10 protein-coding genes are annotated in these 14,069 nt (G+C 57.3%); 6 read left to right on the forward strand and 4 right to left on the reverse strand.

All coding sequences use genetic code 11. The annotated features are described in order from the left end of the window. Positions 1-94 precede the first annotated feature (94 nt). Positions 95-823, reverse strand: a complete 729-nt coding sequence (locus tag ATU_RS22550; RefSeq protein WP_010974176.1) for a LuxR C-terminal-related transcriptional regulator — start codon at positions 821-823, stop codon at positions 95-97. 857 nt (positions 824-1,680) lie between these two features. Here ATU_RS22550 and ATU_RS22555 point away from each other — a divergent pair. Continuing rightward, a complete protein-coding gene (locus ATU_RS22555) occupies positions 1,681-3,933 on the forward strand; it encodes a response regulator (protein WP_035257239.1) in 2,253 nt (750 codons plus the stop codon). 33 nt (positions 3,934-3,966) lie between these two features. Here the strand turns inward: ATU_RS22555 and ATU_RS22560 are convergent, their stop codons facing one another. The 3 genes from ATU_RS22560 to ATU_RS22570 all read right to left on the reverse strand — a co-directional run bounded on the left by ATU_RS22560 (position 3,967) and on the right by ATU_RS22570 (position 7,892). Next, entirely contained in the window at positions 3,967-4,926 is a 960-nt protein-coding gene (locus ATU_RS22560) for a glycosyltransferase family 2 protein (protein ID WP_010974178.1), read from the reverse strand. Continuing rightward, the gene (locus ATU_RS22565; protein ID WP_010974179.1) at positions 4,923-6,434 is read right to left on the reverse strand and encodes an oligosaccharide flippase family protein; all 1,512 of its coding nucleotides are present in this window, start codon (positions 6,432-6,434) and stop codon (positions 4,923-4,925) included. Before ATU_RS22565 ends, ATU_RS22560 begins: the two co-directional genes overlap by 4 nt. 225 nt (positions 6,435-6,659) lie before the next feature. Next, the gene (locus ATU_RS22570) at positions 6,660-7,892 is read right to left on the reverse strand and encodes a polysaccharide pyruvyl transferase family protein (protein WP_010974180.1); all 1,233 of its coding nucleotides are present in this window, start codon (positions 7,890-7,892) and stop codon (positions 6,660-6,662) included. Between the two features lie 270 nt (positions 7,893-8,162). Here ATU_RS22570 and ATU_RS22575 point away from each other — a divergent pair, with 270 nt between their 5' ends. The 5 genes from ATU_RS22575 to ATU_RS22595 all read left to right on the forward strand — a co-directional run bounded on the left by ATU_RS22575 (position 8,163) and on the right by ATU_RS22595 (position 14,066). Beyond that, the gene (locus ATU_RS22575; RefSeq protein ID WP_010974181.1) at positions 8,163-9,362 is read left to right on the forward strand and encodes a glycosyltransferase family 4 protein; all 1,200 of its coding nucleotides are present in this window, start codon (positions 8,163-8,165) and stop codon (positions 9,360-9,362) included. Positions 9,363-9,366: 4 nt separating this feature from the next. Further along, positions 9,367-10,686 (forward strand): glycoside hydrolase family 140 protein, encoded by a 1,320-nt coding sequence (locus ATU_RS22580; RefSeq protein WP_010974182.1) that lies wholly within the window; start codon positions 9,367-9,369, stop codon positions 10,684-10,686. Between the two features lie 254 nt (positions 10,687-10,940). Then, a complete protein-coding gene (locus tag ATU_RS22585) occupies positions 10,941-12,086 on the forward strand; it encodes an MraY family glycosyltransferase (RefSeq protein WP_010974183.1) in 1,146 nt (381 codons plus the stop codon). A 7-nt stretch (positions 12,087-12,093) separates the two neighbouring features. Next, the gene (locus tag ATU_RS22590; protein ID WP_010974184.1) at positions 12,094-12,792 is read left to right on the forward strand and encodes a YdcF family protein; all 699 of its coding nucleotides are present in this window, start codon (positions 12,094-12,096) and stop codon (positions 12,790-12,792) included. Continuing rightward, positions 12,789-14,066: a hypothetical protein gene (locus ATU_RS22595; RefSeq protein WP_035257154.1), complete on the forward strand. Its 1,278-nt coding sequence runs from the start codon at positions 12,789-12,791 to the stop codon at positions 14,064-14,066. Before ATU_RS22590 ends, ATU_RS22595 begins: the two co-directional genes overlap by 4 nt. The last annotated feature ends 3 nt before the right edge of the window (positions 14,067-14,069 follow it).

Here is a 14,069-nt window from a genome sequence, read left to right on the forward strand (position 1 = left end):
TTGTCATAATCGCTCCAATGCGTTTGCATCGTGCAGGCCCGACACCCGCAGGCGATCATGGATTTTAAACAGGTTCGCTTCACGACACCTGACGTTAGTTTTTGAACAGATCGGATATTTTAAAGATCACTTCCGTTCGGTTTTTGGCGTCGACTTTCTTCATGATATTGCGGATATGCACCTTTACGGTGCTTTCACGAAGATTGAGTTCATAGGCGATGATCTTGTTTGGCTTGCCTTGCGTGAGCGCGTTGATGACATCGACCTCACGTTGGGTGAACATTGCGGTGCGCTGACGTTCCTTGTCTTCTGCAACCACGAGCAACTGCCTGAGATCGCTGAGATTTTCAGCTGACACGAAAGCGCCACCCGCCAATGCAAGTGAGATGGCGCCCACGCATACCGCCAGTCCTATCGACGAGGAGATGTATCCCCGCACGCCTGCGTCAAACGCCCTCATGACCTGGCGCAGATCGCGGTTTTCCGCAAGAATGACGACCGGCAGATAAGGGTAATCGGCAATAAATTCCCGCAGCTCATGAAGGGATACGTCATCGCAAAAATCGCTGCGTCCGACGTTGACCAGAATGCCGCTATGATGTCCGTTCGGGGCATGCCTCCAGTCGTCGAGTGATGAAAACAGTTCGACTTCCATATCAAGGCCATATGCGATCAGGCTCTGAGCCAGACACTCACGGTCAAGCGCCCGGTCGTCGATGATCGCCAGCTTTTTGACCGAAGTTTCCATAGGTTTCGAATGCGCAATCACATGAAAGTTCGGTGATAATGGGCTGTATGCGTTATTGGGAACTGACGTCAGCATGGTATGTCCTATCCGCGCTAAAGCGTGCTTGCGGATCTGCCTGGCTTGGCAGAGACGCAACCGAAGAGTTTCTTTTTACGAGTCGCCACAACGGACGTTGAGGGGCAACCCGTCACGTCGTTGTCAATCGGGAACTTCGGAAAGACACAATCTGAATTGCGGTCTGGATTTTTCGAGATTCAATGTCGGCCAGAAAGCAACAGACGTGGCACTACCCGAATTTCTATCAGGGCATCGTACAATGGAGTATCACAACTGGAAAAGGTTCGGAAATTACTCACTTTCGATTGTGATTTCGAGGCAGTGTTCAATCGGGCATGATGTGAACAGACAAGCAGACACGCGCGAACTGCTTGAAATATAATGTCTGTCAGGCCGTCGTCGTTTTTGTAGGCTACCACTAATTATAATGGATGAATTATAATCGCGGCCGGATTGATTTATTATCCGCCTTCGGTCCATTTGTTTGTGATGTCGGCAACCTATGCGTGTTCAACGCATTCTGAAGCTGCGTCTCAAGACGATTGGACACTCTGTACCCGTATATTCGTCTTATGACGGAGCACGGTAGAATATATATCCCTGACGAATGATCTCAAGGCCGTGAAGGCCGTTTTCAAGACTTCGTTGACCCTTCATACCCGGCGCTTTGCAAGGGTCGATTTCTGTTTGGAACGTGTGCCAATTTTTACGAGAGTAACATGGCGGAAGGCGGCGATGACAGTCAAAAGGTTCCCTCCGCTTTCGAGGCGGACACCGGTCCGCTGCCCGGATCACGGGAAGCAGCACATGCTAAGGCATTCCCGAGTGTCGGTGTCGGATCTTCATCGAGTGGACTGAATGCTAAGGATCAGTCGATGAATGGGGAACTCGTCACTTCGAAAGAGGAACTGCAATCCCTCAACGAAGAACTGACAGCCCTCAACAATCAATTGCACGAAGCACTGGAGCGCCAGCGCGCGGTTGCCAACGATCTGCAAAACGTCCTGTATAGTACCGATGTCCCGACGCTTTTTCTGGATTCCAGTCTTCGTATACGGTTCTTCACACCAGCCACTCGGTCAGTATTCCACATCGTATCGTCCGATGTGGGCCGTCCCCTTTCAGACCTCAGCGGCTTCGACGGCGACGGTACGCTTCAAACCGATGCCATGGCGACCCTCCACGACGGCAATACAATCGACAGGGAAATAGGAGGATCTGACGGTCGATGGTATGTCCGCCGCGTCAAACCCTATCGCGGCGAGAGCAAGACCGTCGACGGGGTCGTCATCACCTTCATCGATGTGAGCGCCCAGAAACAGGCTGCCGAGAGCAGGGAAGCTGCAAAGAAATCCGCCGAGCGGGCGACCGAGGCCAAGTCGCGATTCCTGTCTGCGGCAAGCCACGATCTGCGTCAGCCGCTGCAAACCCTGAAACTGTTGCAGGGGCTTTTGGAGAGGAGCGTGGGCGAAGGGCGGGCGCGCACTTTCGTTCAGAGGATGGAGGAAACGCTGTCCTCGATGTCGGGCATGCTCGACTCCCTTCTCGACATCAACCAGATAGAAGCTGGCATGGTGGAACCGCAGGTCGTGAACTTTGCAATAGGCAACCTTCTGGGACTGCTCTTCAAGGAGTTTTATTATCCCGCTCGCGCCGCCGGGCTGCAACTCCATGTCGTGCCGTCCAGCCTCGCCGTTCGCACTGATCCGCGTCTGTTCGAGCAGATCGTTCGTAACCTTCTGTCCAATGCGCTGAAATATACGACCAGCGGCAAAATTCTGGTCGGCTGTCGCCGGCGTGGTACGAAGGTTCGGTTCGAAGTGTGGGACACTGGCATCGGTATTCCCGAGAGCCAAATCGAGGATGTTTTCCAGGAATACCTCCAGCTCGATGCGTCTGCTGGAACAGAAGACCGTGGTTTGGGGCTGGGATTGTCAATCGTCAAGCGGCTCAGCGAGCTCCTCGAATTGAGGGTAGCGGTGCGATCGCGATTGCATAAAGGTTCCGTATTCATGATCGAGATCGATCAGGCACCGGCAGGTGAGCCGCTTGTGCCACTTCGTGCGCCGGTGGATGGCCGTCCGCATCACACGACCGCCCTGTCGTCTGCCTCGGTTTTGATCATCGAGGACGAAAACGGCATGCGCGATCTTCTCAAGATGGGCCTTGAGCAGTCTGGATATGTGGTCGCTGCGACCTCAACGGGTGCCGAAGCGCTCGCGATCGTTCGCGGACTGCAGTTCAAGCCCGACGTCATTCTCGCGGACTACAATTTCCCTACCGGCGGGAATGGCATTGCTGCGATTGAAGATATCCGGCAGGCGCTCCGCCGAAATGTTCCGGCGCTCATTCTCACAGGCGATATTTCCAGCAAGGCCCTGACGACTTTTGCGCAGCACGAAATACCCTATCTGCACAAGCCGGTGAAACTCAAGGACGTCGTGCAGGTGGTCGAGACCCTGGTCGTTCGCCAAACCGGCGAAAGGGCGGAGCATATAAGCGAACCTGAAGACATGGAGCCGATGACGGGCCGGCTCATCGAAGTCGTCGACGACGAGAAAGACATCCGGGACCACTTGCGGGCTCTTTTCGAAGGCGAGGGCTGGACAGTCGCAACCTATGTTTCGGCCGAAGAGTATATTGCAGATTACAAGCCGGACAGATCAGGTTGTCTGCTTGTCGATGCGTATCTGCCGGGCATGGTCGGCATGGAGTTGCTGCGCCTGCTGAAAGAAAGACAGCACCGGTTTCCGGTCATTGTGATCACGGGTCACAGCGATGTGCGTATGGCAATCGATGCGATGCGATACGGAGCGGCCGATTTCATCGAGAAGCCGATTTCTTACCAGGAACTGTATCGGAGCGTTCGGTCCGCGCTTGATCGTTCGCGTGATGCGAACGAGCGCGAGGAACGGCGTGAAGCGGCGCGCGCCACCCTGGCGACGCTGACGCGCAAGCAACGGCAGATCCTTGACCGTATTGTCCAGGGGCAGGCCAACAAGATTATTGCAGCCGATCTGAAGCTTAGTCAGCGCACCGTCGAGAATCACCGTGCTTCAATCATGCGCCGTACGAAATCCGCTTCGTTGCCGGCATTGTTGCGGCTTGTCCTGAATGCCGAAGAATAGGCCTTTGTCATCGAAAATTTGGTCGGTCGACAGCTATCGGCGGGCGATCGCTGCACGAATGCGGTGCAGCGCATCGGGTCGTCGCATAAGATAACTTATCGGTGGTAGAAGCGCTGAAGCGGGTCTCAGGCGGAAAGCTTGTGCAAGGAGGGCACCCGCGCCAGGCCTGCGCCGAACCAGATTGGAAAGCGCACACCAATAGGCGCGGTCGCTCAGGCTCGCGCGACCGCGCCGGAGCAGGGTCTTGGCATCGGCAAGTAACGCCCCTTCGTTGCCGAAGAAGCTTTCAAGCGCGGCTTCGATTTCGGCATTCCAGGCAAGCACGTTATCAAGGATGGCCGACTGGTTGGCGCCGTGGATGCGGGTGAAATTCTGCACGGCGTCAAGTTCGACGATGTCGCCCAGCACCGCGAGCCGCATCCACATCTCGACATCGTCGGTGTGACGCAGTGCTGGCCGGTAATGTCCGGCATGTTGCTGAATGTGCGTTCTGGTAACCGCGAGTGGGCCTTGCACCGGGCTGCGTCCCGTCGCACAGATGTTGGCGATGAAGTCCATCCCGCGATGAAGCCGCATACCATCGGCATCGCTGTGGAGGCCTGATGCAATTTCGGCGTCGTCGCGGAAGAAGGCGGTGCGGCCGAAGGCCATGTGCGCGCCGGGATTATTGTCGAGCGCTTCCATTGCGCGTGCCAGGGCACCCGGCGACAGGACATCGTCGGCGCAGATAATGGCGAAATAATCCGCCCGCGCCCAATCGATGCCTGCGTTGAAAGACGCGTGACCGCCGAGGTTCCTTGCGCGCAGGCTCGTTTCGATACGCGGATTTGCTGCCGCGAGAGACCGGGAGATCGCAACACTATCGTCTGTAGAGGCATTGTCGATGATGAGGATGCGCATGTCGGCGATGTTCTGGCCAAGGACGCTTTCTACGCACCCCTTGAGAAAGCGACCGTAATTGTAGTTGGGAATGACGATATCGATACTGCTCATGGCTCGACCGCTGCTGAAACGACGGTGTCGGGAATGGAAGCCGGTGCAGCAGGTTTGCCGACTTTACGCCGGCGCCCGGTGAAAGCGTCGAGGGTCGAACGTATTTCGCTGAGGAGCGGGTGGCGCAGAAGAAACAGGCCGGCGGCCCAGCCCGTCACCGAAAGAAGGACGGCGCCGCCAGCCTGGGCGAGGGAGTAATCGAAGCGGAAGCCCATCCAGGCGGATATGGCGAGCGGCCCCGCAATCGCGGCAAGGGTCACGCTGGCGCTTGGCGCGACGGCTGCGAACAGTTCGGGTAATTTGAAGTGCGCATGGCGCCTGACCAGATAGAAGGCGACGAGCATCTGGAAGGGCAATGTCACGAATTGGCTCAGCGCGACTGCGGTCAGGCCGAAGAAGCTCGCGGAGCAGAGCACAATTGCCGAAACGCTGCGGCAGACGAAATTGCCGAGGAACGCTTCGCGGTTGGCGTTGAGGGCGATCAGCAGCGGCGTTGTCAGCACCATTGGAAACCAGAAAATCGAGGCAAGCGCGAGGATCCGGGTGATTGGTACGGCGGCAAGCCACTGGTCTCCCAGTGCAAGGCGCACGATGGGATCGGCGAGGATGGCGACCATGATCAGCGACGGCCAATAGAGCACGGTGATGTAACTGAGGGCGCGAAGGTAGGATCTGCGGACGTCCCCGCCTTCGCGAACTTCTGCGGCGAGCGCCGGAAAGGCGAAGGAAAAGATTGCCGAAAGGAAAATGCGATCGGGAATGGAGCAGACGGTATTAGCGCGATTGTAGATCGCAACCGCGGTCGGTGTCATGGCAAAGCCGAGCACCAGTTGCGGCAGGGACTCGTATAATTTGTCGACGATGGTGGCAGCGCCCCTGTAACGGCCGAATTCGGCCATACGGCGCCACGACTTGAGCGAGAGGCGTGCTGACCGCTGGGCCGGATCGGCATAGGCGGCAAGAGCGCTGGCAACGCTGTTGCCGACGAGCAGGCCAAGAGCAAAACTGACGAAGCCCCATCCATTTCTGGCAGCGAAGATCGTCACGACAGCCATGACGACGAGACCGATGGTTCGGACGCGTGCGATGGTGCCGAAGGCCAGCCGGCGACGCAGCATGGAAAACGCCGGCATGCCAAGGCTTTCGGCCATGACGGCGGCTATTGCGAGGACAAGATAGTGCTGGAGACCGGGCTGGTGGTAGAAAAGCGCCAGATACGGTCCGCACAGATAAAGAACGACCCCGAGAATACCGCTGACCAGAAGCAGCAGTGTAAGCGATGTGTTGATGTCATCGCGTTCAACGACATCGAGCTGAATGAGGAAGTCGGACGAAACGAATTCGCGAAAGGCGAAGATGACCGCCGTCACCCCGTAGCCGATAACGGCGAAGCCCACTTCCGCAGGCGAAAGCAGCCGCGACATGATCGCGATCAGAGCGAAATTGATCGCAATTCCGAGGTGCTGTTCCAGCATGGCCATGAAAAAGGCACGGCGGACTTTGTGCATCGAAGAGCTCCGACAGCGTCGACGATAGTCGACGGTAGCGTCAAATCTAGAGTGCGGACTTGAACCTTGAAAATCTGACCATTGGGATGCCAGTCGGATCCGTAGGTGCAGGCGGTTTGGAGAATGTTTCTCGAAGGGCATGCGACAGTGGGCGGTCTACTCCAATCGAATGTTAAAGCGCCTCGGTATTACGCCGAAAGCATTAGTTTGCGGGATAGTGCGTGCCTAAGGCGTAACGCCCTGCGGCGTTGCGACGATATCCGTTAGGAGAAATTCCCGGCCGAGTAGCGCCTCCTGCTCGGCGAGCTGGCGCCTGAATCGTTCATTGGCGTGGGCAATCCGCTGCCTCACCGCATCGGCCCCAGCAAGTATTTCCTTCACAAGCTCGATAACGTCCTCGACTTCGAACGTGTCGATGTGCCGGACAAATTTCTCCTGGTCGAAATCATTCATGAGATCATCGAACTTGCGGGCGTAACCGATTGATATTGTAGGATTTCCAAGTTTCAGCGAGCAGACCACTCCGTGGTATCTCGACACCACGGCCAGATCGATTGCTGCCATCTGCAGCATGATATCGCGCAGCGTTGCGGCCGAGCTGATCTCGATCTGTGACATCTCATCCTCGGAGAGCATATCGTTAAGCAGAAACATCAGATCCGCGCAGGCGACCCGATCCGTAACGTCCCCCATCAAAAGCGTGATACGATGACCTTCACCGATCAACCAGCTAACAAGCTGCGAGAGCTTGTGGATGTAGGTCTGGTAAATCCTGTTGGCCTCGGGATCGTTGTGACGCCAACCGCGATAATCCATGACGCCGACACCTATTCTCATTGCGCCGTCGGCGGACCTCTCGCGGTGGGGAACAGGCGCAGGAAGATCAAAAGCGATATCGGGGTAACGGTGGTCTCGCGACACGTCAACGCCGATCATTTTCATGTAGTTGAGGGAGAAATCGTCCCGATAGGAGCGGTAGGAGGCCATCTGTGCTGCCGAGCGCAGGAACCAGCGGCTGAGACGGCTTTTCATCGGACCGGCGCCGATGCTGACGAAAGCGATCCGCGTGTTACGAAGGCGTGCAACGAGACACCAGCAAAATACGACAAAGGGCCAGCCGAACCACTTTTCCTGAAAATCATCGAGGATGCCGGTCCCCGGTATGATCATCAGGTCAGCCTTGTCGAAACCAAAGAGGCAACTGACCAATAACATCAGCCGTGAAGGCACCTTGCCGAGCAGCCTGTCCAGTTGCCTCATCCACGGATTCGTCAGGGGAGGGCCGCCGACGCCCATCGAACGAATGTTGAACTTCGCACTTACGACTGTCGGGCTTGCGCAGATACACAAGAGATCGGCATCGGGCCTCATCCTGCGCAGATAAAGGAGCATGGCTTCCAGCGATCCGTCATTGCCGGAATTGCCCGAGCCAAATTGTCCAAGGAGAGTGATCCTCATTTATTTTCCAATCGCAGCACGGCGCCGACACGCTCGATATGGCATTGATATCCGCTGGATCGGCACGACCCCACACCGACCTTCGGGTTGCGTCTTACGCCAAACGAATAGTCTGGCCGACGCAAACCTCTCAAAGGAAGATACGGCTAAGCCTAAGATGCAACTGACTGTCATCCCGTGGCTTTTTAGTATGTCGCCTTAGCCGCCACTCGAACCATCCGCCGTCGATCCATTGCGGCATGGTTGTGGATGCAAGAGTGAGAGTGTCCCATGAAGCTTGCCTATTTTGTCATTCCCCATATCGGCGGCACCTATTCCGTCTTCAAACATCTTCGCAAAGGCCTCGCTGCCTATGACATAGACGTGCGATGGCTTGGCGTGTGCAAGGAAACATACGGGTTGCCCCTCGATCTGCAGGGTGAGACAGCTTTCGGTCAACTCCTGCGCATGCCCGTCAATCTCAGCGAACGCGATTGCGCCGCGCGAATGGCGGCTGCCATCGAAAACGGAGGGTTCGACGGTGTGATCGTCAACGTTCTTGGCGATCAGTTGCAGACAAATATCGCGCGCTATCTGCCCGAAGGCATCCTGCGTATTCTCGTCGTTCATAATATTTCGCCGGGAACATACGCGGCCGCGCGCTCGGTCCGGGACTATGCCCATGTCACGATAGGCGTATCGGAGCGGTGCCGCGCCGATCTGGTCGCGCGCAACGGCTTTCCGAAGGATCGCACCTACGCAATCCCCAATGCGGTGGACAGCGATGCGTTCCGCAGCCAGGCGGTTCGGCGCGTCAACCGGGGGCCGGAACTCAAGGTTCTCTTTGTCGGCCGCATTGAAGACGCATCGAAGGGCGTGATGTGGCTGCGGGAAATACTGGATGGCTCGCCAGAGGCGGTGCGCCTGACGATCGTCGGAGATGGGCCGGACATGGGCAAACTCAGGCGAAGGCTGGCCAGCCATGACGATCGCGTCAGTTATGCAGGATCCGTTCAGCTTTCCGACATACCGGTCATCATGGCCAGTCACGATGTTCTCATCATGCCGTCCCGCTTCGAGGGGCTTGGCATGACGATGATCGAGGCGATGGCCGGCGGCTGTGTCCCGGTCGTGTCACATATCCGGGGCGTGACGGACACGATTGTCGAGCCGGGCCGAAACGGCTTCCTTTTCCCGATCGGCAATTATACGGCGGCGGCCAATGCGATCGGACGCTTGCATGCCGATCGCGACCTTCTCGAGAGGATGTCGATCGCGGGAAAGGAAATGGTCCTGAACCGCTTCAGCATCGAACGGATGGCCGCACGCTATAACGAAGTCATCGCCATGACATTGAACGACCGCCCCGGTCTGTCAACGGTGCTCAGGATGGAGGACTGGTCTATTCCCGCCGGGTTGAGGCCGGGTCTCAGAACCTATTTGCCGTTGCCCTTGAAAAACTGGCTTCGCGTCGTTCGAGAACGGCTCTGACGCGATGATCGGCGATCAGCGGCGACTTGGCTCTCTGTCCGGCATCTTCCTTCTATGGTTGGGCATGTTTTCGACCTGTGCCGCACAGGATGTCGCTTTTCCGCTGCGGGTTGCGCAGGACGGTCATTATCTCGAAGACGGCAAGGGCCTGCCATTCCTGATTGTCGGAGACAGTGCGTGGTCGCTCATTGGCGATGCCTCCATCCCCGATGCCGAATTTTATCTGCAAACCCGAGAGCAGCAGGGCTTCAACACTGTGCTTGTATCGTTGATCGAGCACCGGTTCTCCCGCAAGGCGCCGGCGAATTTCTACGACGAGAAACCCTTTATCGGTAAGCCCTTCGGGCAACCGAACGAGGCCTATTTCGACAGGGCCGAAGCGTTCATAAAGGCCGCCGCCAGTCGCAACCTGCTGGTACTTCTCTGTCCGGCCTATAGTGGCGCGCGCGGTGGTCCAGAAGGATGGTATCAGGAAATGGTTGCGGCCGGGCCGGAAAAGCTGCGGGCTTATGGACGTTATGTCGGACAACGCTTTGCGAAGTACCCCAATATCATTTGGGTGCAGGGCGGGGATTATGATCCGCCCAATCGTCAGCTGGTCATGGCCGTTGCAATGGGGATAGCAGAAACCGATCCTTCGGCATTGCAGACCGTGCACGGCAATCCCGATACCGTGACCAGCGATTTTTGGCGGGACGCTTCCTGGCTCGATATCGATTCAGTTTATACTTACAGCAATGTCGCGGCGGCGGTGCTGGATCGTTACCGATCTGGACCGAGACGGCCTTTTTTCCTCATCGAAAGCGCCTATGAAGGCGAGAACGATGTCAAGGAGCGGCAGGTTCGTCTCAATGCCTATGGCGCACTGCTTTCGGGAGCGAGCGGTCAGCTCTTCGGCAACAATCCGGTCTGGCATTTTTCCGCCGCCGGGCTTTATGATGCGAAAGACAGATGGCAAAATTCGCTGAACAGCCGCGGCGCTCAAAGCATTACCCATCTCGCCGCTCTTTTCAGCCAACTGGCATGGTGGAAGCTGGTGCCCGATCAGGGGAGCCTGCTGAAAAGCGAAGCTGGCGCATTTGCGGCGCGCGACAGGGATGGGACATTCGCCTTGATCTATCTCGACACGCCTTCCGTTGCGATCGATCTCGACAGTCTGGGGGGCGGCGAGAAGACCCTTCGCTGGTATGATCCCTCGAACGGACTTTACATCGAACCCACCGAGCGTCTGGGCCGCAGCGGCCTTCGCAACGTGACGGTGCCTGCATCGGCGAATGCATCCGGCTTTCAGGACTGGATCGCCGTTCTCTCCGCGCAGGAATGATCGTTCCCGAGCTGCGGCTCATTGCCGAGTCGTTCATTCGTGGTCACCCGCCGTCAAGGGCCTGAGCGTAGCTCTTTCGATGGTTGATCCGGTTCGGGTGTAGGCAGGGTAGACGTTAATATCGACACCCTCTCCCTTTGGTGGATTCCACACGCCTTTTGCCCGCATACCCCTGAAGGCTGGTGTTTTTTAGGATCGTCAGCAGGCGAGTATCGTTGCAAATGCGCCGCCAAGGTTCAGCGTGGGGATCAAACATGTCGGGGATACTCTTCAACACCATCGCTACTTTCGTCCTGTGCGTGTCCTTCATAGTCGTTCTCAGGCGCCTGACCATTGCGTTTCAGCTTGTGGATCGTCCCGATTCAATCCGCAAACGCCACACCGGCGCCGTTCCGCTTTGCGGCGGCATTGCAATCTTTGCCGCTTTCGCTGTTTCCGCCTTCGTTGGCGGGTGGAGCGGGGCGCTCGGCATCAACTTCTGGCTCGGACTGGCGGTCATCCTGCTGATGGGCGTCGTTGACGACCGCCGGCCGCTGCCCGCAGCAGGGCGTCTCGTCATGCAACTGGCAATGGCGATTGCGCTCGTAGGCGGCGCAGATATCGGCTCTCTCTCGGTCGGCGTGCTGTTCACGTCGCATTCGGAGTTGTTCCTGCCGCTGTTTTTCTTCATCGGCGTTCTCTTCGTGACGGGGCTGGTGAATTCCTGGAACATGCTCGATGGCGTGGACGGGCTTGCCGGCGGCACGGCTGGCGTTGCGTTGATCTGGTTGATGATCGTGGCGGTCTTCGCGAACGTCGGCGACATCATCCCACCGCTTGAGGCACTCTCGGTATGCCTATGCGCCTTTCTGGTGTTCAACATGCGCGGTCCATGGCGCGCACGGGCGAGCATATTCCTTGGCGATGCCGGCAGTACCGCGCTTGGCGCGACAATTGCATACGTGATCGTCCTGCTTGCAACCACAAGCGTTTCGGTATCCTTTCCGGCACTGCTGTGGATCGTCATCCTGCCGATCACTGATACGCTCAGCCTGATTATTAGGCGCATCATGCACGGTCGCAGTCCCATGTCGGCCGATCGCTGGCACTTTCATCATCTGCTGCTGGATTACGGTTTCACGCCGGCGGCGGCAACCAACACGCTGATCGTCATTTCCTTCCTGTGTGGAGGCATTGGTTTTGCCGGGATAAAAGCCGGTGTGCCGGCGGAAGTGATGGCCGCCGGCCTTCTCTTGCCTATTGCACTTCACACCGCCTTCGTCCTTGCCGCGACGGGTTATCTCTCGAAAACGCTGCTTCACAGGGGCAATTTCGATCTCTATCGCGAGGTCGTGCGTCTGCCTGTGGTTGCCAAATCAGTGTCGGAGCCAAGAGCAATACAATCGCCGAATGAAGAGTGATTGTATCATGAAGCCGCCGTGGCCCGGACCGCGCATTCCCCCAAAGCACTTTACGAATGGACGGCCCTGGCGTTCGCTCGTTTCTCGAAGCGTGAAAACCAACTGGCTGTGGAAACGGAATTCGATTGTCCTCGGTGTCATCATCTTGGGTGCAATCGGGCTCTACGGACTGGCGCTCGTTTCGGCGGGATCGCTCCTGGTCGTGGAGGATCCGCCTGCGCAAGCCGACGTCATCGTGGTTCTGGGCGGTGACGGTCCTCCTCGAGCCGCCCAGGCCGCGAAACTGTGGCACGAGGGAAAGGCGCCGCTTGTTCTGGTGACCGGCTACGGCGATTGCGACTTCATCCGCGATATGCTGGTGCGCTCAGGCGTGGATTTCGCTGCGGTCTCGACGGAATGTCTTTCCCTCAGCACGTGGGAAAACGCGACATTCGCCCAGCCTATACTGACTGGAATGGGAGCAAAACGCGCCATTTTGGTCACGAGCTGGTTTCATTCCCGGCGCGCGGTAAAGCGCTTCCGGTTCGTCATGCCTCAGATCCAGTGGATTTCCCTTCCTGCGCAAAGAACCGTGTCGTTGTGGCGGCTCGCCATCAACGGTGACGGGGTGCAGGTGTTCAAGGAGTATGCCAAAGCGCTCTTCTACGACGTCAGAAGCAGTTTCGTGCGGGATTTGCCTCCGGTTCAGGTGGGGCTCTCGTCATGAATACGCTGCTGGTTTTTTGCCTTTTCGTTGGTGTTATCCTGCTCATCTGTTGGGGAATGATCCGCCGGGAGCGAATCTACGAGTTCCCGTTTCTGACGGGCGTCATCACGTTCAGTTTCATCTTGCCGCAGGTTCCCGGACTGGCGTCGGAACGATTCCTGCCGGAAGGCGCGTTCGCCAGAACCGCGCTGTTCATGATGCTTTGCCTTTTCATGTGCTGGTGGGGTTGGAGGAAAACGGCGAAACCCTTTGCATTCTTCCGTATCGATTTCGATGAAACCCGTCTGCTGATCGTCGCAGCCGTTCTCTCGCTCGCCGGCGCCTACTTCTATTTCAAGCTTAGCCGTCTGCCGGGCGAGTTGACCATTGCGGTGCAAATGACCGGTGTTCCGGTCATGTACATCTTCTTTTCGCGGCTGTTGAGCTACGGTCTGGCCATTGCGGTGCTCTGTCTTGCACGGCGATTTTCCTGGCTGGCGCTCGCTGTCCTCGCGTTCGATCTCGTCTTTTACCTGGATCGCATCGTGATAACCGGAAAGCGCGCCGAAGCGGTGGAACTCATCATGATGTTCGCGCTGGCATGGTGGTTTTACAAGGGATGGGCGATCCCGCGCATCTTCGTGATCATAGCGCTCTTCCTTGGCACTTTGTCGATGAACAGCATGGGTGACTACCGCGCCATTACCAAGGCCAACGATGCGCCCGTCTGGGATGACATCAAGAGGATCGATTTCGTCGGCAATCTTGAAAAAGTCTTCCGGGACGGCGGTGACGAGATGCGCAATGCGATCATGCGGATCGACAACACCGCAAACACCCTGCAATTCGACTATGGCAAGTTCCATTGGAACAGGCTGGTGTTCAACTTCGTGCCGGCGCAGCTCGTGGGCGTGGAGGTCAAGCAATCCTTCATGCTGCCGGTGCCGGTTCAATCGCGCGACTACAATCCCGTCCTTGGCACGACCGAAACCGGAATGGCGGATGCGTTCGGGTCCTTCTGGTATCTGGGAGCATTCAAATTTTTCCTGCTCGCCTATCTGGTGCGCCGGATCTGGGTGACCGCGAACACGGGCGAGTTCGCTGCGCAATTCACCTATCTGTTGTCGATCGTACCGTCCATGCATGCGATCTCGCATCAGACCGACTGGGTTCTCATGGTCTGGGTGCATATGCTGATGTTTGCAGCGCCGGCGCTGGCATTTGCCGTCATACCCGCGCGCGTGCAGCAGCGGCGATACGCGATACCATCTTTGACGTCTCAGGCCGGAGGGTAGACG

The organism is Agrobacterium fabrum str. C58, assembly GCF_000092025.1.
GTDB lineage: Bacteria > Pseudomonadota > Alphaproteobacteria > Rhizobiales > Rhizobiaceae > Agrobacterium > Agrobacterium fabrum.